We start from the raw sequence: 19,007 nt of genomic DNA on the forward strand, positions 1-19,007 counted from the left end.
TCGGTTAGCCCTTCGGCAAGGCGGGCACCCGGCCCGCCATTTCACGCTGTAAGAAGTCGATGAACGCGCTGATGCGCGCCGGTACGTGACGGCGGTGTTCGAAGACGGCGTAAAAGTCAGCGCGCACGCCCTGCCAATCGGGCAGTAGCGTGCGCAGCGCGCCGCTGGCGAGATGCTCGTTCACATCCCACCAGGAGCGCAGCATCACGCCATGGCCATCCAGCGCTAGGCGGGTCATGACTTCGCCGTCGTTACTGGCCAACGGCCCGCTGACCTTTACCGCCTGACGCTGCGACGAATGCCGGTGCTCGAAGCGCCACAGCGGAAAGTCGCTATCGTTCTCGCGCACCACCAAACAACTGTGCTGAGCAAGATCGCTCGGCGCGTTCAAAGGCGGCATCCTGGCCATGTAATCCGGCGAGGCGCACAGCACGCGACGGTTGGGCAGAATGCGCTTGGCGACCAGACGCGAATCCGGCGGTTCACCAATGCGAATGCCCACGTCAAAACCGTGATCGCTCAAGTTGAGCGGAAAGTTGGTCAGCTCCAGCCAGCTTTCCACGGCGGGGTGCTCGATGCAAAACCGCGACAGCAGAGGCGCGATATGCCGCCTGCCAAAGCCAAAGGTCGCGTTGATCCGCAGTCGACCGGCCAGCGCTTGGTTGGCCGTCTCACCCAGCGCACTCTCCAACGCCTGCAGCTCTTCCAAAATGAGACCGCCTTGGGAAAGGTAGCGCTCCCCTTCCGCAGTCAGCGTCAGGCGGCGAGTGGTACGCGCCGCAAGCGTCACGCCAAGCCGTGCTTCTAGCTGCTTCAAACGCTTGCTGACGGCCGAGAGTGACAGCCCCAACTCACGGGCCGTGGCGGTCAAGCTTCCTGCCCGAGCAAGCTGCTGAAAAAAGGCGAGGTCATCCAGCATCATGGGATTCTTCACTTTAAGGCAACAATAGCTTGCATAGTAGCCTGATTATCTCGTCGCCAACAGGCGCTACACTTCTACCAAGCAAATACGCCCTGCCTTTCTCGCGACATCTAACAACACAAGGAGCCCCCATGGCCCATCGTATTGCAGTCATCGCTGGCGACGGTATCGGTACCGAAGTGATGCCCGAAGGCATCCGCGCGCTGGAAGCCGCCGCCAAACGCTTCGACATCGACTTGGCATTCACCACGTTCGAGTTCGGTAGCTGCGACTACTACCTGGAACACGGCCAAATGTTGCCCGACGACTGGTTCGAGCAGCTCAAAGACTTTGATGCACTGTTTTACGGAGCCGTGGGCTGGCCAGAAAAAGTGCCGGACCATATTTCACTGTGGGGTTCGCTGCTGCAGTTCCGTCGTCAATTCGACCAGTACATCAATCTGCGCCCCTGCCGATTGATGCCCGGCATTAAAAGTCCGCTGGCGGGCCGCAAGCCCGGCGACATCGACTTTTACGTAGTGCGTGAAAACACCGAGGGCGAGTACTCCAGCATCGGCGGCAAGATGTATGAAGGCACCGAGCGCGAAATCGTCATTCAGGAAACGGTGATGAGCCGTACCGGCGTAGACCGCGTGCTGAAATACGCCTTCGATTTAGCGCAAACCCGCCCGCGTAAAAAGCTTACCTCGGCCACGAAGTCCAACGGTATCTCCATCACCATGCCCTACTGGGATGAGCGCGTAGCCGAAATGGCCAAGCAGTACCCCGAGGTGGCGGTAGATAAGTTCCACATTGATATTTTGACCGCCAACTTTGTGCTGCACCCCGACTGGTTCGACGTGGTGGTGGGCAGCAACCTGTTTGGCGATATTCTTTCCGACTTAGGCCCAGCCTGCACTGGTACCATCGGTATTGCACCCTCCGCCAACATCAACCCGGAAGGCAAGTTCCCCAGCCTGTTCGAGCCGGTACACGGCAGCGCGCCGGATATCGCCGGGAAAGGCATCGCCAACCCCATCGGCCAAATCTGGTCTGGGGCGATGATGCTGGAACACCTGGGCTATAAAGAAGCGGGCGATGCCATGGTCGATGCCATTGAAGCGGTGCTGAGCGAAGGCGATAGCCAAGTGCTCACCCGCGATGTAGGCGGCAAGGGCACCACGGAAAGCTTGGGCAAAGCCATTGCCGAGCGGATTGGCGGCTAATCTCCCCTACAAAAACAACGCCTCACAACGAGCAACACCTCGCTGCATTAACAGCGAGGCGTTGCTCGTTTTCGGTTAGCATTTTTAGCTAACGATTAATTCGCCAGCTTAGCGGCAATCTCAGCCACGTGTTTACCCTGGAAGCGGGCGATTTTCAGCTCGCGATCATCCGGCTGGCGGGAGCCATCGCCACCGGCCAGCGTCGCGGCACCGTAGGGCGTACCGCCGCTGACTTTCGAAATATCGAACTGCTCTTCGATGCCGTAGCCAATCGGCACGATAACCATGCCGTGGTGGGCCAGCGTGGTCCAGGTGGACGTAATGGTCATCTCATCGCCACCGCCGGTACCGGTCGAGGTGAACACGCTCGCCACCTTGCCACGCAGCGCGCCGTTGGCCCACAGGCCGCCGGTTTGGTCGAGGAAGGTACGCATCTGACCGGCCATGTTGCCAAAGCGAGTCGGCGTGCCGAAGATGATGGCATCGTAGTCCGCCAGCTCCTGGGGCGTGGCTTCCGGCGTCGTGAAATCCTGCTTGCCGCCCGCGTTTTTGAACGCGTCTTCCGGCATGGTCTCAGGCACGCGTTTAACCGTGACGTCGACACCTTCAACCCCTTTCGCGCCTTCAGCGACAGCGGCGGCCAGCGTGTCGATGTGACCATACATGGAATAATACAGCACCAGTACCTTCGTCATTACTCACTCCTTTGCATCTGCATTCAAGCATCAGACAGGTTGCCCGTAGCGGGCGGCGAAAACTCATTCAAACATAGCCTAATCAAGCGTAGAGAAAAGCGAATGTTTTCGACGCCCCGCTTCGATTTCATCGATGCGCCGACCTTGCGCTTTTGCCACTTCGGCACTAATTTTTCTTGTATCGTTTTTACGGTATGTTTCATTCACGTATAACGCCAAGGAGTCCCGCATGACGATTTTCGAAGCCCTGCGCAAAGACCACGACATTCAGCGAGACCTGCTGGCCCGCCTGGTAGAGACCCATGGCGATAGCGAAGAGCGCGACACGCTCTATCAACAGGTGCGTGCCGAGCTGAAATATCACGCTAACGCCGAAGAGCGCGCGCTGTACATCCCTATGATGGACATCGACCTCACCCAAGAGAAAGCGCGCCACAGCGTGGCCGAGCACCACGAGATCGACGAACTGATCGAACTGTTGGACGACACCGACTACAGCGCTAGCCACTGGCTCACCCATGCCAAACAGCTTCAGCATCTGGTCACGCACCATCTCGATGAAGAGGAGCAAGAAGTCTTTCAGTTGGCAGGTCGTGGCCTGCAAGAGAACCAAAAGTCCTCGCTGGCCAAAGAGTACCAAGAGGAAATGCAGCGACAGCGAGCAGGCTAAACGTCTCTCGTGCGTGACACGCTCATACGCACCGGTGAACAAAGCGCTTGTGGCCACGGGCCATGAGCGCTTTTTTGTACCGGCCACTTTCATCATCCCACCGGCCATTTTCACGCGAACGACGCCTCCCCTTGTGAACAGCCGCGAGCGTGGTTAAAGGTAGGAGCAATAAAAAAGCGAATGCCCATGCTCAAGGACACTTTCATGCTAGGCCAATGGCTCGACTGGACCCTCGACGAGGAACGCCCCACCCCGCGCATCGGCCGCTTCCCAAGCGGCACGTATCATCTTCACGGGCCAGGGATTCTGGAGCTCACCCCTAACATTCTTCGCCCCGGCGCCCGTGCCTGCGTTTTCTCTGCAGCCATTCATGGCAATGAAACCGCCCCGGTAGAACTGATCGGCGACTGGCTGAGTGCCTTGGAAGCCAGCACGCTGCAGCTAGGCGCGCCGGTGCTGGTGATCTTGGGCAATATTCCGGCGCTAAAAGCACAAAAACGCTTCATCACCACCAATCTCAACCGGCTGTTCAAACGCGACCTCGACGACAAGGGCAGCGAACCCGATCGAGCGCGGGCGTTGATGGAAGCCGTGGATGCGTTCTTTGCCCGCCATCATGCGCTGCCGAAGCTGCACTACGACCTGCACACGGCCATTCGTGGCAGCTTGTACACCCGTTTCGTGGTAGAGCCTTATGCGCTCTCGACCACCGATGCAGAGCAGTGGCAGTGGCTGGCCGCTGCTGACATGCAGGCGGTGCTTCACCAGCATCAGCACAGTTGGACCTTTTCCCACTACAGCAAGCATTACCACCACGCTCAAGCGTTTACCTTCGAGCTTGGCCGCGTCGCCCCGTTCGGTGCCAACGACATGGCGGCGCTGGCGCCAATGTTGCGTATGCTGAGCGCGCTCAGCGCGGGTTACGAACCGCCGAAACAGCCCGCCGACAGCATGGTCTTTTTCAAAGTGCAGCACGAGCTGATGCGCCAAGCGGAGGACTTTACCCTCTGCTTCGACGACGACGTGCCCAATTTCAGCCGCTTCGAACCCGGTACCTGCTTAGCCAAAGATGCGACGGCAGGCGACTTCGTGGTAGAAGAGACGCCGCTGCACGTCGTGTTTCCCAATGCCCAGGTCGACATCGGCGCACGCGCTGCCCTGCTGGTGGTGCCAAGTCATGCCATCACGTGACCGTCATACCACCCGTACAACCGATTAGCGTCACAAAGTCGCTTTCATAACAACAACGTAAGGGGCCGTCAGGACGCACGGCAACGTACCAAGACCAATGTCGCCCTGATAAAGTACGCGCATTTGGCACAGTCCTGATAGAATCGCCCCTTTTTTCGCGCCAGCCGCACCGAAAGCACATTGATTCATCCGTTGCTGCTGCGGCAACCCTGTACTGGAGCCTAAGTTATGGCCGCTACGCCTACTCCCCTTGAAGTGCGCAATATCAAAAAGCGCTTTGGCGATACAGAAGTCCTCAAAGGCCTCTCTCTGGAAGCCCAAAAAGGTGACGTCATCACCCTCATTGGTGCCTCAGGGTCAGGCAAAAGCACCTTCTTGCGCTGCATGAACCTGCTGGAACAGCCCGACGATGGCGAGCTGTACGTTCACGGCGAGCAAATCCGCTTCAAGACCACCAAGCATGGCCGCGAACCCGCCGACTGGAAACAGGTGGTACAGATGCGCGCCAAGCTCTCGATGGTGTTCCAGAGTTTCAATCTATGGGCGCACATGACGCTGCTGGAGAACATCATCGAAGCGCCGATTCACGTGCTCGGCAAGCCGAAAAAAGAGGCCATCGAGCACGCCCATGCGCTGCTAGACCGCGTAGGACTGAGCGCTCGCGCCAACGCCTACCCGGCACAAATGTCCGGTGGCCAGCAGCAGCGCGGTGCCATTGCTCGAGCGCTCGCCATGGACCCAGAGGTGATGCTGTTCGACGAGCCGACCTCGGCGCTGGATCCCGAACTGGTGGGCGATGTCCTCAAGGTCATGCGTGACCTGGCCGATGAGGGACGCACCATGGTCGTGGTCACTCACGAGATGAGCTTTGCCCGTGACGTTTCCAGTAAAGTGATTTACTTGCACCAAGGCTTGGTAGAAGAGCAAGGGGCGCCCGACGATGTGCTCGGTAACCCGCAGTCACCGCGCCTGAAGCAGTTCCTGGCTCCCAAATACTGATCCGCGAGGCACGCACACCATGCTCGATTTGCAAGGTTACGGCCCCCGCCTGATCGAAGGGGCGGGCGTCACCGTTCAATTGGCCGTTCTATCGCTGATCCTGGCGATCGTCCTGGGCCTTCTCACCGCTAGCGCCAAGATGTCGCGTAACTGGCTATTACGCCGCACGGCGACCGTCTACACCACGGTCATCCGTGGCGTACCGGATTTGGTCCTGATGATGCTGCTGTTCTTCGGCGGCCAGATCGGTGTCAACGCCATCAGCGACCTGCTGTACTATAACTATGAGATTGATATTTATATCAATTTCAACGCCTTTGCCGCTGGCGTGCTCACCATTGGCTTCATTTTCGGTGCCTACATGGGCGAAACCTTTCGGGGAGCGTTCATGGCGGTGGACAACGGCCAAATCGAAGCCGGTAAAGCCTACGGCATGAGCAGTAGCTTGGTCTTTCGGCGCATTCGTTTTCCCCAAATGATGCGCCACGCCCTACCCGGCCTCTCCAACAACTGGATGGTGCTGCTCAAAACCACCGCGCTGGTCTCGGTGATCGGCCTGACCGATATGGTCCGCGTCGCCGCCGAAGCCTCCCGCGCGACCCACGAGCCTTTCGTGTTCCTAATTCCCGTCGCGCTGGCTTATCTCCTGATCGCCAGCGTATCCGAGTGGATCTTTGCACGGCTACAAAAACGTTACGACATCGGCTTTGGGGGGCAGTGACATGCTAGATATCTCTGCATGGTTCAATGAGCTGCTGGCAGACAACCTGATTTTTACGCCCACCACGCTGGGCTACTATTGGGAAGGTTTGGTGACCACCACGCAGCTAGTGTTTCTCTCGCTGGTGGCAGGTTTGATTCTGGCGGTGCCGCTGGCCATCATGCGCAGCTCCAAGCGCAAGTGGATCAGCCTGCCGGTCTATCTCTATACCTACGTGTTCCGCGGCACGCCGCTGCTGATCCAGCTCTATATCATCTACTACGGCGTGGTGTTCATCGACGGTATTCAGGAGACCTTCCTGTGGGCCGTGTTGAAAGAGGCCTTCTACCCCGCCCTGATCGCCTTTACGCTGAATACGGCGGCCTACACCACCGAGATCTTCCGCGGGGCAATCAAAGCCACCTCGCAAGGTGAAATCGAGGCTGCACGCGCCTACGGCATGTCGCAACGCCTAATGATGCGGCGGATCATTCTGCCCAGCGCCTTTCGTCGTGCGCTGCCCGCTTACGGCAATGAAGTCATCTTCATGTTGCACGCCAGCGCGATTGCTAGCGTGGTGACGCTGATGGACCTGACCGGCGCGGCCCGCTTTGTGTATGCCCGTTTTTATGCGCCCTTCGATGCCTTCCTGTTCGTCGCGGCGATCTACCTCTGCTTGACCTTCGCAATTTTGTACTTCTTCCGGTTCTTGGAGAAAAGACTGCTGGCCCATCTGCGGCCGTTAAATGGCTAGCCCTAACAAATCCAACACGCGCCAGCGTAAAACAAACGTTGGTTTATATGCAGGCTCCCCCTTTTCGCCAACCTCAACCTGGGGTACGTTAAAGGGGATCACCTTGGGTGAACCTGCTTCTTTTGGAGTTTAAAAATGAAAAAACTACTGACTGTTTCTCTGCTGGGCTTGGCCGTTGCGGCGGCATCTTCTGCGCAAGCGCGCGACTACGACAACGTGCGTATTGGCGTTGACGTTCCCTACGAGCCCATGGAGTACCGCACCGCTGAAGGCGAGCTGACCGGTTTCGATATCGACCTGGGCAACGCTCTTTGCGAGCGCATCGGCATTACCTGCGAGTGGGTCGAGCAAGAGTGGGACGGCATCATTCCGGGCCTGATGTCGCGTAACTACGATGCCATCATGTCCTCCATGACCATCAACGACGAACGCCGCCAGCAGGTGCTGTTCTCCGACCCCTACATCACCATGCCGTCTGCCTGGTTTGCACCCAGCAGCCTCGACATCAGCGAAGCCAACGAAGAGACCCTGGCGGGCAAAACCATCGGCGTTCAGCGTGGCACCCTGCAGGATAACTACGTCACCGATAACTTCAGCAGCGTCGCTGACATCAGCCGCTACTCCACCGCCGACGACATGGTGCTGGACATGGAAGCACAGCGTCTGGATATCGTCTTTCTCGACTTCCCGATCGGCCAGTCCACGCTGCTAGAGAGCGAAGAAGCCGAATACGTGGTCGTGGGTGAGCGCATCAGCGAACCGAAAGAGTACTTCGGCGACGGTTTCGGTATTGCCTTCCGTCAGCGTGATGAAGCGCTGGCCGAACAGTTCAATGAAGCCCTGGCTGAGCTTCAGGAAGACGGCACTTACGATGAAATCTACGCCCGTTACTTCGGCGAAGAGTAAGCGCTAGATGCTTAAGTGTGCCTCCCCGCTTGGGGAGGCGCGCAAGCGAGACGCCATCATGCCCTCACGCCGCCTCTTATCCCCCGCGCTGCATGCGCTTCGCCCAGGTACCCGTGGCACCATTGCCCGTTTTTACCTGAGCGAATGGTTCGACGAATAGCCCTACCCTCCTTTTGGCATGCCCATGCCAACTCACGCCCCTGCGCGTGAACGTTGCCATGCGTGAGAAACGCACGGCACTCCTGCGCTTAGCGCACCCTATGCTGTAGCCGCCCTTTCAGGCGCTTGGCATTAAGCAACACCCACATACCTACTAATAATCGCTTCAGGAGACTGACTATGCGTTATGCAACGCTGTCCGTGGCCGCTATTCTTGCGGCAGGTGTTTCACTTTCATTGGTATCCACTGCCGCACTGGCGCGGGACTACGACGAAATCCGTCTGGGTGTCGATGTTCCTTACGAGCCGTTTATGTACCGCGAGGCCGACGGCACGCTCACCGGTTTTGAAATCGAGCTAGGCAACGCCGCCTGCGACTACTTAGAAGTCAGCTGCACCTGGGTAGAGCAGGACTGGGACGGCATCATTCCCGGCCTGCTGGCACGCAACTACGACGCCATCATGTCCTCCATGGCAATCACCGACGAGCGCGCCCAGCGGGTGCTGTTCTCCGAGGCGTACTACACCACGCCCAGCGCCTGGATCACCACCCGCGATAAAGAAATCGATATCGAAGACCGTGCCAGCCTGGAAGGATTGACCGTTGGCGTGCAGCGGGCGACGTTGCAGGACAACTACGTCACTCAGCTCTATGGCGATGTATTGGAGATCCGTCGCTATACCGGCGCGGACGATGTGGTCACTGACCTGATGGGGGGCCGCCTGGACCTCACCTTTATGGACTACCCCATCGCCGAAGCCACCATCGATATCGACACCCCGGAAAGCGATTTCCAGCGCATCAGCGACTTCATCAAGCAGCCCGAAGAGATCTTTGGTCAAGGCGTGGGCATGGCATTTCGTCCCCGTGATGAAGCGCTCGCCGAACGCTTTAACGAGGCTCTGCGTGCGCTCAAAGAGAACGGCACTTATGATGAGATCATGAACCGTTACTTCAACTACGATGTACGCTTATAAGCGATCTGTTTAAATAGCGTAACGATACCAACACCAGCGCCGACCTCAGGTCGGCGCTTATCGTTTGCCCATTACTCTCCTGGGAAACCCATGCTGACACTTGTAAAAAACGCCCAGCTCTTTGCCCCTGAACCTCGCGGGTTGTGCCACCTGCTGATCGCCGACCAGCGCATTGCGGCGGTACTGGATACCAGCGAGGCGTACCAGCTTGGTACGCTCATTCAGACCATCGACCTGGAGGGCCGACGCGTGATTCCCGGCCTGGTCGACCCACTGGTGCACTACATCGGTGGCGGCGGTGAAGGCGGCTTTGGCAACCGCACCGCCGAACTCAGCCTGGAAGACGCCTGCGCCTCGGGTGTGACCACGCTGATTGGCGCGCTGGGCACCGATGCGCTCACCCGCACCCCCGCCAACCTGATTGGCAAAGCGCGGGAGCTGGCGGCAGGCGGTCTGAGCACTTACGCCTACACCGGCTCTTATCAGCTGCCGCCCGTCACGCTGACCGGCTCGGTGGCCAGCGACATTCTGTATATTCCGGAATTCATCGGCGTGGGCGAAGTGGCAATCAGCGACCATCGCGGCTCCCAGCCCACCACCCAAGAGCTGACACGGTTGGCGTCTGACGCCCGCACCTCCGGGCTGCTCGCGGGCAAATCGGGCATCGTGTTCATTCACACCGGCGACGCCGACTCCCACTTGGAGCCGCTGCGCCAGGTCGCCAAAAACAGCGCCATTCCGCTGGCGCAGTTCTACCCCACTCACATCAACCGTACTGCCGCGCTGTTCGAAGATGGCCTGCGCTTTGCCCGTGAAGGCGGGCGCATCGACTTCACCACCAGCACCACGCCGGAGCTGCTGGCCGGTGGCGAAGTACCCGCTTCTGAAGCCGTGGCGCGGGCGCTAAAAGCACGGATCGAACCGAGCCAACTCAGCCTCTCTTCCGATGCCAACGCCTCGCTGCCGGAATTTGATGATCAACACCGGTTTATTGGCTTGAAACCCGGTAAACTCAGCAGCCTATTCGAGGTGCTGGGCGAGTGCGTCAACGACCACCAGATCAGCATGGAGCACGCGCTGCGCTGTGCGTCCACCACTGCGGCCGATGCCCTGAAGCTACCCCAAAAAGGCCGCCTTCAGCCCGGCGCGGATGCGGATTTCATCGTGCTAAGCGAACAAGGCTGGGCCATTGATCATGTTTGGGCGCTGGGTAAACCGATTTTCAGCGCCAGCTAATCCCCCATCCCCTCAGCGAACTTGCTCAGCCAAACCGGGTCTTTACTATCACTGAACCACATACAAGGAGGTAGCATGGCTGAAACAACGGCGGCTCACTCGGCCCCAGCCACAGATGCGGCGGCCGCGCTACGGCCCTCATCCCACTGGACGGCCTGGGGGCAGTGGTTGGCGCTCTTCACCATGACCGTGGATCACCTCACCCGCTACGTACTGCCTGGAGATTGGGATTTAAGCTGGGCGGGCTCTTCGATTGGGCGCATAGCGTTTCCGCTGTTTGCCGCCATGGTGGCGTGGCACGGCTTGTTCAACACCCGCAACCCGCTGCGCTATTCACGGCGAATATTGATCATCGGGATCGCCGCGCAGCTCCCCTATATGCTAATGCCCCGCGCCTCCGATGCGTTCATCTTGAACGTCTGTTTTACCCTGGCCAGCGGCTTGGCACTGGGTGCTTTGGTGCGCCAGGGGTGGCAACACTACCAGCAACAAACCTTAGGTTTGGGCTGGCTGATGCTGGGAGCCGCCGTCGGCGTGACCGCGTGGTACCTGCTCGGGTTCTGGGTGGAGTATGGTCACAACGGCCTACTGCTGATTCCGCTGTTTATGTTTGCCATGCAGACGCTCAGCGAAACTCGTAACGTGCTGAAATCTCGCCTCTGGGCGGGGCTAGCGGCGTTTCCCGTACTATGGATTGCCGGGCAGATGAACGCCTCCGACATGGCCAAATCGTTCACCGTCGCCACCTGCGTACTGGTCTTGATGCTTGCCGCAGGCGCAGCTCAGCGAGTGCCGCCCGTAGCTTTAGCCATGCCCCGCCGTTTATGGCTGGCGTGGTACCCTGGGCACTTTGCGTTGATTGCCCTGTGGTTGTTGCTTAGCGGTCAACTGGCAGGTTAGGAGCCTGTTCGGCCACGCACTTATTGATTTCGTCACTCATCCAGGGCTGATAGCGGCGTAGCCGCGCCCGGCCCTCGGTTTTCGCTTGATACATCGCCGTATCGGCCTGTTTGAGCACATCCGCATGGTCGCAGTCGGCCGCATTGAAGCAGGTATAGCCCATGCTGGGGGTGACCTCGACCCAGCGGCTCTCCAGGCGGTACTTGCCCGCCAGCGCCTGCTGCACGGTCTCCATATAGCGGGCAGCGGCGGCGATGAGCGCCTCCCCCTCCGTCACTTCAAAAAGGGCGAGCAGCACGAACTCGTCGCCACTCAGACGGGCGGCCATATCATCGTTCTGCAAACAGGACTCCAAGCGGCGTGCCACCTGTACCAGTAGGTCATCCCCCGCCGCGTGGCCCAAGGTATCGTTGATCAGCTTGAAGCGATCCATGTCCATGAACATCACCAAACCACCGCGCCGGTCGCTGGCCTGCTCGCCGCACAGCGCTTCTAAACGCTCGATGAACAGCCGTCGGTTGGGTAAATCGGTCAGCGCATCGTAGTAGGCTTGGCGGTAAATGATCGCCTCGCTGCGCTTTCGTTCGGTGAAGTCTTCGATAATCGCCACACCGCCCACCCTTTGATTGCTGGCGCTGTGGACACCGTTGAAAAACGCCCGCAAAGGGATCCCCACACTGGCGTTGGGCAGCCGGTAGGTGCCTTCGTAGTACCCGGTGCCTTTTTCCAGCGCGTCTCTCACGGCTTGCGCCACGTCAGAGTCAGCAGAGCGGTCTAGCATGCGGTAGCCGAGCAGCTTTGGGCGCTCCACGCCCAGAATATCCAGCAGCTTGCCGTTGCAGTCGGTAATCTGCCCTTGCTCATCGAAGTGCAGCACCCCCAGCGGCGAGTGCTGAAAAATGGAGCGATAGCGATTTTCGCTTTCGCGAAGCTGCGCTTCCCGCGCCGCCATACTTACCCGCAGGGCAATGTTGTCATGGATGGTGCGGCTAAAGCGGCGGCTGGTGGCAATGATCAACCCCAAAAAAAGCACAAGCATGAGGCCAATCAAGATGGAGAGTGGCGAGCCCTGGAGCCAGAACTGTATCTTCAGCGGCAATAAAATAGGTAGTACGAAGCCAACCGCAATCCAGCCCACCGAGGAAAGCGTGGTCACGCCCCCTGCCGCAATGCCAGCCAGTACGATCGAGAGCGCCGCAATTTGGCCGGGATGATCATGACTGAACAGCAGCACGCCGGATGCCCCCCAGACGCAGCCTGACGCAATGGCTCCAATGGCAAACCAGCGCAACCAGCGTTGACGCTGCTGCTGGAGCGCGGGCAGTCGCTTGAACCGCTGCGCCAGCAGTAGCCTGAGCACGGAGATCACGGTTAGCGCCGCAAACCACCCCAGCAGCAGCCAAGCCTCCACCACCGGCCACATGGCCGCCACCAGCAATCCACCCGCCAGCACGCTGCTCAGTACCGGTTGCCATAGGTTGTCGTAGAGCAAGCGCACTTTTTCACCGCGCAAACGCTGCATGGTGATGTGGTGGTCACGTTGATAACCACTGCGTAGCCCGGAGGCCGTGGCAGTAAGGGGGGTGGGGGGCGACATACAAACTCCCTGTTCTTCAGTCGGCTTAGCGCCAATCTTATTGGTTAGGCTGTTTTTAATACACTTGTTTTAGCACGTTTGAAGCACAAAAGTCGCAGCGGTCGGCAATTAAAAAACCGCCTTTTCAGGCGGCTTAGGCGTTTATAGCGTCGATTCGAAACTCCACTCCACGGGAGGCGCATCGGGGATCAACGCTTGGCAAGCGCGGACTTTCTCCAACAGCTCGGCGTGGGTGGCGGCCACAACGTTAACGTGGGCTAATTTACGCCCTGGACGCTCGGCTTTGTCGTAGCGGTGCAAGTGAGTGTCGGCAATGGCTAGCAGTGCGGCGTTATCGCCTTCTAGGCCAATCACGTTCACCATGCAGGTGGGCGCAATGGCATTCGTGGCACCTAACGGCAAGCCCTGTACCGCCCGCAAATGGTTCTCGAACTGGCTGGTAGCCGCGCCATCCATCGTCCAGTGGCCGGAGTTATGCACCCGGGGGGCCATTTCATTGGCCAACAGGCTGCCGTCGCGGGTTTGGAACAGCTCCAGCGCCAGTACGCCTACGTAATCCAGCTCATCCAGCAGCGCTCGGATGTAGCTGTCGGCCGTCTGCTGAACGCTGGCGTCCAAATCCGGTAGCGGCGCCACGGAGTAGCGCAGAATGCCGCCCACGTGCTGGTTTTCGGCCATGGGGTAGAACACCACCTCCCCATCGCGGCCGCGCACGGCAATCATCGAGACTTCGCGCACGAAATCGACGAAAGCCTCGACGATGAGCTGTGAATGGCCAATGGCCTCCCACGCCTCTTGGGCCTGCTCCGGCGCTTTCAGCACCGCTTGCCCCTTGCCGTCGTAGCCTTCAGTGACCGACTTGGCTACCACCGGGCAGCCCAGCTCGGCGGCAGCGGCGGCGAGCTGCTCAGCGCTTTCCACCACGCGGTAAGCGGGTGTTGGAATACCCAAGCGGTCGAACAGTGCCTTCTCTTCTACCCGGTTTTGGCACACCGCAATGGCGCGACTGCCAGGGTACACCGGCTTATGCTGCTCGATCTGCTGAACCAGCGCCACAGGCAGGTGTTCGAACTCGTAGGTCACCACGTCGACCTTCTCGAGAAACGCCGCCAGGTGCTGGTTATCCGGGTCGACGATCACCTCGCCGATACCCGCACTGGGGTTACCGGTGGTATCCAAAAACGTGAAGGTGTTACCTAGCGGATAGCCCGCCAGTGCCAGCATACGGCCCAACTGGCCTGCCCCAAGGACACCAATATTTTTTGCAATCATACGGTTTGCACTCTGTGCGCTCATGATGGCTACCTATTGGGCCTGAGGGTCGGCGTCGGGGCGCGGGTCGGGGTTATCCAGAACAAGTTGGGTCTGTTCGGTACGGAAGGCTTCGACGGCGTCACGTACGGCGCTGTCCTGCAGGCCCACGATTTGTGCCGCCAAAAGGCCCGCATTGGTCGCACCGGCTTTGCCGATGGCCAGGGTGCCGACCGCAATGCCACCCGGCATTTGGGCAATCGAGAGCAGCGAATCCAACCCCTTGAGCGCTTTGGACTCTACCGGCACACCCAGTACCGGCAGCGCCGTTTGTGATGCGACCATACCCGGCAAATGAGCGGCACCACCGGCGCCGGCCACGATCACCTGCAGGCCGCGCTCAGAGGCACTTTTCGCATATTCGAACAGCAGGTCGGGGGTGCGATGCGCCGAGACCACACGGGTTTCGTAGGGAACGCCCAGCCGCTCCAACATCGCCACCGCGTGCTCCATGACCGGCCAATCCGACTTCGACCCCATGATCACGCCCACCTTGGGTGCGCTGTTCGACATGCAAAACTCCTCGGCCAACGGCCTCTTCAAGCTAGAAAGCAGTCCATAAGCCGCGCAACGCGCCGCTCACTCAGAAATAGGAAGGCGCATAGTTTACCAGAGCTACGGGCGTTTGCGGGGGTGACGAGAGGCGTGAAATTTTCCTCAAATTAAGCATTGAAAACCGCGTGAGTTGGCGGCATTGTGTGCTTGTCATTTCCGACTGATGGAGTCACATGAGTACGGCATACTCAACTGCTCACGCAGAAGCGCTGGATCCTCCGCGAAGCAGCCCTGACCTCGATGTCAGGGAACTTGAAAAACGTACGCGCCTCATGCGCATCATTACCCGCCTGATCGCCGTATCAGACCTGGGAAGCCGTGAAATCGCCCGCCGGGCTGGCCTACCAGTGCAAAAGATCAGCGACCTGCTCGCCGGAAGGCTGGAGCATCTGGACATCGATGAACTGAATGTCCTGCGTCGCACGTTAGAGCTGGAGGCGCCATAGCAGTCACGCCACCGCCACGCTAACTATCACCGCTTGAGCATCTTCCCGCCCCGGTTACTGGGGCGGAATCATGACGCCGCCCAACGCCACTACGATGACCACCAGCCAAGCCGGCAGTTTCCACACGGTGAGCAGCAAAAAGCCCGTCAACGCCAGCACGAACTCGTAAGGCCCAAGAATGGCGCTGGTCCACACCGGCTGATAGAGCGCCGCGCCTAAAATACCCACCACCGCCGCATTGGCACCACGCATCAGCGCTTGAGCACTGCTCCACTGGCGAAACTGATTCCAAAACGGCAACACGCCGACCAGCAGCAAAAATCCCGGCACAAAAATCGCCAGCAGCGCCAGTAACGCGCCAATCACGCTGGGTATCCCTGGCAGCAGCGCCCCCAAGTAAGCAGCAAACGTAAACAGCGGCCCCGGCACCGCCTGAGCTGCGCCGTACCCCGCCAAGAACTCATCTGCCGTGACCCAACCCGATTGCACCACTTCCGCTTCCAGCAGCGGCAGCACCACATGGCCACCGCCAAATACCAGCGCGCCTGAACGGTAGAATGCATCGACGACGTTCAACCAACCGGTGCTCGCCGCTAACAGCGGTAAGAGCACCAACAAAGCGGCGAATAAACCTAATGCTAGCGTGCCCGCTCGGCGTGTCACCGGGAAGTGCAGCGATTCGCTAGACGATGCTGCAGCGCTTTGGCGACACAGCAGCAGACCCGCCACGCCACCTAGCACAATCGCCGCCACCTGCCCCAACGGCCCGCTGACCAGCACCACCGCGAACACCGCTGCCAGAGCAATGCCCGTGCGGGTTTTATCCGGGCAGAGGTTGCGCGCCATGCCCCACACCGCGTGGGCCACAATAGCCACCGCCACCACTTTCAAGCCGTGAATGATGCCGCTGGCCACCGGGCCATCCAGCACTGCCGTACCCAATGCAAACAGCACCAGCACGATGGCAGAGGGCAGCGTAAACGCCAGCCACGCCATTGCCGCCCCCCAGGGGCCTGCGCGCATCAACCCTAAGGCAAAGCCTACCTGGCTACTGGCGGGACCCGGCAAGAACTGGCACAGCGCGACCAAATCCGCGTAGGCCTGCTCGCTGAGCCACTGGCGGCGTTCGACAAACGCCGTGCGAAAGTAGCCCAGGTGCGCCACGGGGCCACCGAACGAGGTCAGCCCCAGCGCCAAAAATGCCCAGAACACCTCGTTGGCCCGCCCTCGAACCGGATTCTTTTCTGACATCGTGCCCACCGTTTACCCATTAAAAAGCGCAAAGCGTTCAGGGTACGCCTTGCGCTTGACGACTTAGTGACAGCCTAATCGTGCCGGTGACTCTTCACAGATTATTCTTGGTCGGTCACCGCACCGGTACTGGCCGAGCTGACCAATTTGGCATACTTCGCCAACACGCCTTTACGATAGCGCGGCTCAGGCTGTTGCCAGGCCGCACGGCGGCGCATCATCTCTTCATCGCTGATATGCACATCAATGGTATCGGCTTCGGCATCAATGGTGATCGGGTCGCCATCTTCCACCAGCGCCAGCGGGCCACCGTCGAAAGCTTCTGGAGAGACATGCCCCACCACGAAACCGTGGCTACCGCCGGAGAATCGGCCATCGGTAATCAGCGCCACGTCGTTGCCCAAGCCACGGCCCATAATGGCCGAGGTAGGCGTGAGCATTTCGCGCATGCCGGGGCCGCCTTTCGGGCCTTCGTAGCGAATCACCACCACATCGCCCGCCACCACGGTGCCGTCATTGATGCGTGCCTGGGCTTCCTCTTCCGAGCCAAACACCCGTGCCGAGCCGCTAAAGCGCGTGCCCTCTTTACCGGTGATTTTCGCCACCGCCCCTTCCGGCGCTAAGTTGCCAAACAGAATACGCAGGTGGCTTTCGGCTTTAATCGGGTTACCCAGCGGCGCGATGATTTGCTGATCCATCGGGTACGGCTCGACGTTAGCGAGATTCTCCGCCAGCGTTTTACCAGTCACGGTTAAGCAGTTACCGTTGAGCAGCCCAGCATCCAGCAGGATTCTCATCAGCGGCTGGATACCGCCAATCGCCACCAGCTCGCTCATCATGTAGTGGCCGCTGGGGCGCAGGTCGGCCAGCACCGGCACGCGCTTACCGATCTCGGTGAAGTCTGCCAGGGTCAGCTCGACACCGATGGTGCGCGCCATGCCAATCAGGTGCAGCACCGCATTGGTGGAGCCACCCAGGGCAATCACCACAGTCACGGCGTTCTCGAACGCCTCGCGGGTCATGATATCGGAGGGCTTGATGTCTTGCGCCAGCAGCGCCAGCACGGCTTCGCCAGCGGCTTTGCAGTCGTCGCGTTTCTCTTGGGAGATGGCATTCTGCGCCGAGCTTCCCGGCAGGCTCATACCCAGTGCTTCAATGGCGGAGGCCATGGTGTTGGCGGTGTACATGCCCCCACAGGAGCCAGGGCCAGGAATGGCGGTCTCCTCGATGTTTTTCAGCTCAATTAGGTCGATGTCGCCACGGGAGTGGGCGCCCATCGCCTCAAACACCGAGACAATATCAGTGTGGCCCTTTCCGGGCATGATGGTGCCGCCGTAAACGAACACGCTGGGGCGATCGAGCCGTGCCAGCCCCATCACGCAGCCCGGCATGTTCTTATCGCAGCCGCCAATCGCCACCAAGCCATCAAAGCCTTCGCAGCCCGCCACGGTTTCGATGGAGTCGGCAATCACTTCCCGCGAGACCAGCGAGTACTTCATGCCTTCGGTGCCGTTGGCAATGCCATCAGAAATGGTAATGGTATTGAACACCACGCCTTTGCCTCCGGCGGCATCGGCCCCATCACGGGCAAGCTCCGCCAGCTCACCAATATGGCTATTACACGGCGTCACCATACTCCAGGTAGACGCGATACCTACCTGAGGCTTTTGAAAATCGTCATCGTTGAAGCCCACGGCGCGCAGCATGGCGCGGCTAGCCGCTTTACCAGGGCCATCCACCACCGGGGCAGAGTGGCGGCGGGTATTATTGTTGGTCGGCTCGGTCATCACGGACTCCTCTCAATTGCATGGCAAAGGCCACAGCTTGGCGGCGGTAAGCCGATGACGCAAGGAGAGTTCCAATATTGCAGCGCGTTGACTGCTTAATGGGCTGGCTGTTTTTGTTGTTCAACATGTACCGTCAGCTCAAAACCACAGGCGTGTGCATAGCGCTGTAATGTTTTCCAGCCGGGGTTACTGCTTCCCCGCTCCAAGCGGCTAATGTTACTTTTTTGTGTATCCAAGCGTTTGGCAAGCTCTTCTTGGGTCAACCCGGCACGCTGGCGCATAGAAATCAGTGTGGAAGCCAAGGCAAACTCCGGTGCCAAACGTTCATACTCCGCCTCTACTTCAGGGTTTTGAAGCGCCTGCTCTTTTAGTGCTTTTAAGTTCATCATGACTGCACCTCGCGCTGTCTTGTCCGCGCTAACGTTAACGCCTGACGCGGCGTTTTTTGGCTTTTTTTGACGAACGCATGAAGAACGACAATATGTTTCCCATGCACATAACAAAACAGAGAACGGCCAATTCCCTCTTTTGCCTTTGCCCTAATTTCAAACAAACCGTCGCCCATCGATTCCGTGTGTGGTGGCCCAAGGTTAGCGCCATGAGTCTCTACCATCTCCAGTAACCGGAGCATTCTGGCCTGTATTTTGGGCGGCATACTTAAAATTTCTTGCTCGACACCTGGATAAAACTCAACCTGCCACTCCATAGCATAACCCCGCTCAAGTTATCTTTTATGATAACTCAA

At 59.2% G+C, this 19,007-nt stretch carries 20 protein-coding genes; 11 read left to right on the plus strand and 9 right to left on the minus strand.

Annotated elements, in window-relative coordinates; all coding sequences use genetic code 11:
* Positions 1-4: 4 nt before the first annotated feature.
* Positions 5-922 (minus strand): LysR family transcriptional regulator, encoded by a 918-nt coding sequence (locus CTT34_RS12890; RefSeq protein ID WP_159342781.1) that lies wholly within the window; start codon positions 920-922, stop codon positions 5-7.
* 131 nt (positions 923-1,053) lie between these two features.
* Between CTT34_RS12890 and CTT34_RS12895 the strand changes: the two genes are divergently transcribed.
* A complete protein-coding gene (locus CTT34_RS12895; RefSeq protein ID WP_159342782.1) occupies positions 1,054-2,127 on the plus strand; it encodes a tartrate dehydrogenase in 1,074 nt (357 codons plus the stop codon).
* A gap of 95 nt (positions 2,128-2,222) precedes the next feature.
* Here the strand turns inward: CTT34_RS12895 and wrbA are convergent, their stop codons facing one another.
* On the minus strand, positions 2,223-2,822 hold the full coding sequence (gene wrbA / locus CTT34_RS12900; protein ID WP_159342783.1) for an NAD(P)H:quinone oxidoreductase: 600 nt from the start codon (positions 2,820-2,822) through the stop codon (positions 2,223-2,225).
* Between the two features lie 229 nt (positions 2,823-3,051).
* On the opposite strand from wrbA, the gene CTT34_RS12905 reads away from it, so the two are divergent.
* From CTT34_RS12905 to CTT34_RS12945, 9 genes are all read left to right on the plus strand, one after another.
* Positions 3,052-3,492 carry a hemerythrin domain-containing protein gene (locus CTT34_RS12905; protein ID WP_159342784.1) on the plus strand — a complete coding sequence of 147 codons (441 nt, stop codon included), beginning with the start codon at positions 3,052-3,054 and terminating at the stop codon, positions 3,490-3,492.
* A gap of 204 nt (positions 3,493-3,696) precedes the next feature.
* Complete coding sequence (locus CTT34_RS12910; RefSeq protein WP_159343795.1) at positions 3,697-4,683, plus strand: succinylglutamate desuccinylase; 987 nt, start codon at positions 3,697-3,699, stop codon at positions 4,681-4,683.
* Positions 4,684-4,911: 228 nt separating this feature from the next.
* Complete coding sequence (locus tag CTT34_RS12915) at positions 4,912-5,682, plus strand: ABC transporter ATP-binding protein (protein ID WP_089676064.1); 771 nt, start codon at positions 4,912-4,914, stop codon at positions 5,680-5,682.
* Positions 5,683-5,701: 19 nt separating this feature from the next.
* Complete coding sequence (locus CTT34_RS12920) at positions 5,702-6,403, plus strand: ABC transporter permease (protein ID WP_159342785.1); 702 nt, start codon at positions 5,702-5,704, stop codon at positions 6,401-6,403.
* Position 6,404: 1 nt separating this feature from the next.
* Positions 6,405-7,136: an ABC transporter permease gene (locus tag CTT34_RS12925; protein WP_159342786.1), complete on the plus strand. Its 732-nt coding sequence runs from the start codon at positions 6,405-6,407 to the stop codon at positions 7,134-7,136.
* A gap of 135 nt (positions 7,137-7,271) precedes the next feature.
* Positions 7,272-8,042, plus strand: coding sequence for a transporter substrate-binding domain-containing protein (locus tag CTT34_RS12930; RefSeq protein ID WP_159342787.1), 771 nt, complete (start codon positions 7,272-7,274; stop codon positions 8,040-8,042).
* A 339-nt stretch (positions 8,043-8,381) separates the two neighbouring features.
* Positions 8,382-9,179: a transporter substrate-binding domain-containing protein gene (locus CTT34_RS12935; protein WP_159342788.1), complete on the plus strand. Its 798-nt coding sequence runs from the start codon at positions 8,382-8,384 to the stop codon at positions 9,177-9,179.
* A gap of 90 nt (positions 9,180-9,269) precedes the next feature.
* The gene (gene iadA, locus CTT34_RS12940) at positions 9,270-10,415 is read left to right on the plus strand and encodes a beta-aspartyl-peptidase (RefSeq protein ID WP_159342789.1); all 1,146 of its coding nucleotides are present in this window, start codon (positions 9,270-9,272) and stop codon (positions 10,413-10,415) included.
* Between the two features lie 75 nt (positions 10,416-10,490).
* Positions 10,491-11,315 carry a TraX family protein gene (locus tag CTT34_RS12945; RefSeq protein ID WP_159342790.1) on the plus strand — a complete coding sequence of 275 codons (825 nt, stop codon included), beginning with the start codon at positions 10,491-10,493 and terminating at the stop codon, positions 11,313-11,315.
* On the opposite strand, the gene CTT34_RS12950 is transcribed toward CTT34_RS12945, so the two are convergent.
* The 3 genes from CTT34_RS12950 to purE all read right to left on the minus strand — a co-directional run bounded on the left by CTT34_RS12950 (position 11,293) and on the right by purE (position 14,736).
* Positions 11,293-12,912, minus strand: coding sequence for a diguanylate cyclase domain-containing protein (locus tag CTT34_RS12950; protein WP_159342791.1), 1,620 nt, complete (start codon positions 12,910-12,912; stop codon positions 11,293-11,295). The genes CTT34_RS12945 and CTT34_RS12950 overlap by 23 nt on opposite strands.
* A 141-nt stretch (positions 12,913-13,053) precedes the next feature.
* Positions 13,054-14,184, minus strand: a complete 1,131-nt coding sequence (locus tag CTT34_RS12955; RefSeq protein WP_254436379.1) for a 5-(carboxyamino)imidazole ribonucleotide synthase — start codon at positions 14,182-14,184, stop codon at positions 13,054-13,056.
* Positions 14,185-14,217: 33 nt separating this feature from the next.
* Positions 14,218-14,736 carry a 5-(carboxyamino)imidazole ribonucleotide mutase gene (purE, locus tag CTT34_RS12960; protein ID WP_159342793.1) on the minus strand — a complete coding sequence of 173 codons (519 nt, stop codon included), beginning with the start codon at positions 14,734-14,736 and terminating at the stop codon, positions 14,218-14,220.
* Between the two features lie 215 nt (positions 14,737-14,951).
* On the opposite strand from purE, the gene CTT34_RS12965 reads away from it, so the two are divergent.
* On the plus strand, positions 14,952-15,224 hold the full coding sequence (locus tag CTT34_RS12965) for an XRE family transcriptional regulator (RefSeq protein ID WP_159342794.1): 273 nt from the start codon (positions 14,952-14,954) through the stop codon (positions 15,222-15,224).
* A gap of 54 nt (positions 15,225-15,278) precedes the next feature.
* On the opposite strand, the gene chrA is transcribed toward CTT34_RS12965, so the two are convergent.
* From chrA to CTT34_RS12985, 4 genes are all read right to left on the minus strand, one after another.
* Complete coding sequence (gene chrA / locus CTT34_RS12970) at positions 15,279-16,475, minus strand: chromate efflux transporter (RefSeq protein ID WP_159342795.1); 1,197 nt, start codon at positions 16,473-16,475, stop codon at positions 15,279-15,281.
* A 101-nt stretch (positions 16,476-16,576) separates the two neighbouring features.
* Complete coding sequence (ilvD, locus tag CTT34_RS12975) at positions 16,577-18,262, minus strand: dihydroxy-acid dehydratase (protein WP_159342796.1); 1,686 nt, start codon at positions 18,260-18,262, stop codon at positions 16,577-16,579.
* Positions 18,263-18,357: 95 nt separating this feature from the next.
* A complete protein-coding gene (locus CTT34_RS12980; protein WP_062372690.1) occupies positions 18,358-18,651 on the minus strand; it encodes a helix-turn-helix domain-containing protein in 294 nt (97 codons plus the stop codon).
* A complete protein-coding gene (locus CTT34_RS12985; RefSeq protein WP_159342797.1) occupies positions 18,648-18,968 on the minus strand; it encodes a type II toxin-antitoxin system RelE/ParE family toxin in 321 nt (106 codons plus the stop codon). Before CTT34_RS12985 ends, CTT34_RS12980 begins: the two co-directional genes overlap by 4 nt.
* Positions 18,969-19,007: the final 39 nt, after the last annotated feature.

This window comes from Halomonas meridiana, from assembly GCF_009846525.1.
In the GTDB taxonomy this organism is placed as follows: domain Bacteria; phylum Pseudomonadota; class Gammaproteobacteria; order Pseudomonadales; family Halomonadaceae; genus Vreelandella.

Coding starts and splice junctions, on each gene's coding strand:
- CTT34_RS12890 (WP_159342781.1), bottom strand. CDS start 922: ATGATGCTGGATGACCTCGCCTTTTTTCAGCAGCTTGCTCGGGCAGGA.
- CTT34_RS12895 (WP_159342782.1), top strand. CDS start 1,054: ATGGCCCATCGTATTGCAGTCATCGCTGGCGACGGTATCGGTACCGAA.
- wrbA (WP_159342783.1), bottom strand. CDS start 2,822: ATGACGAAGGTACTGGTGCTGTATTATTCCATGTATGGTCACATCGAC.
- CTT34_RS12905 (WP_159342784.1), top strand. CDS start 3,052: ATGACGATTTTCGAAGCCCTGCGCAAAGACCACGACATTCAGCGAGAC.
- CTT34_RS12910 (WP_159343795.1), top strand. CDS start 3,697: ATGCTAGGCCAATGGCTCGACTGGACCCTCGACGAGGAACGCCCCACC.
- CTT34_RS12915 (WP_089676064.1), top strand. CDS start 4,912: ATGGCCGCTACGCCTACTCCCCTTGAAGTGCGCAATATCAAAAAGCGC.
- CTT34_RS12920 (WP_159342785.1), top strand. CDS start 5,702: ATGCTCGATTTGCAAGGTTACGGCCCCCGCCTGATCGAAGGGGCGGGC.
- CTT34_RS12925 (WP_159342786.1), top strand. CDS start 6,405: ATGCTAGATATCTCTGCATGGTTCAATGAGCTGCTGGCAGACAACCTG.
- CTT34_RS12930 (WP_159342787.1), top strand. CDS start 7,272: ATGAAAAAACTACTGACTGTTTCTCTGCTGGGCTTGGCCGTTGCGGCG.
- CTT34_RS12935 (WP_159342788.1), top strand. CDS start 8,382: ATGCGTTATGCAACGCTGTCCGTGGCCGCTATTCTTGCGGCAGGTGTT.
- iadA (WP_159342789.1), top strand. CDS start 9,270: ATGCTGACACTTGTAAAAAACGCCCAGCTCTTTGCCCCTGAACCTCGC.
- CTT34_RS12945 (WP_159342790.1), top strand. CDS start 10,491: ATGGCTGAAACAACGGCGGCTCACTCGGCCCCAGCCACAGATGCGGCG.
- CTT34_RS12950 (WP_159342791.1), bottom strand. CDS start 12,912: ATGTCGCCCCCCACCCCCCTTACTGCCACGGCCTCCGGGCTACGCAGT.
- CTT34_RS12955 (WP_254436379.1), bottom strand. CDS start 14,184: ATGATTGCAAAAAATATTGGTGTCCTTGGGGCAGGCCAGTTGGGCCGT.
- purE (WP_159342793.1), bottom strand. CDS start 14,736: ATGTCGAACAGCGCACCCAAGGTGGGCGTGATCATGGGGTCGAAGTCG.
- CTT34_RS12965 (WP_159342794.1), top strand. CDS start 14,952: ATGAGTACGGCATACTCAACTGCTCACGCAGAAGCGCTGGATCCTCCG.
- chrA (WP_159342795.1), bottom strand. CDS start 16,475: ATGTCAGAAAAGAATCCGGTTCGAGGGCGGGCCAACGAGGTGTTCTGG.
- ilvD (WP_159342796.1), bottom strand. CDS start 18,262: ATGACCGAGCCGACCAACAATAATACCCGCCGCCACTCTGCCCCGGTG.
- CTT34_RS12980 (WP_062372690.1), bottom strand. CDS start 18,651: ATGATGAACTTAAAAGCACTAAAAGAGCAGGCGCTTCAAAACCCTGAA.
- CTT34_RS12985 (WP_159342797.1), bottom strand. CDS start 18,968: ATGGAGTGGCAGGTTGAGTTTTATCCAGGTGTCGAGCAAGAAATTTTA.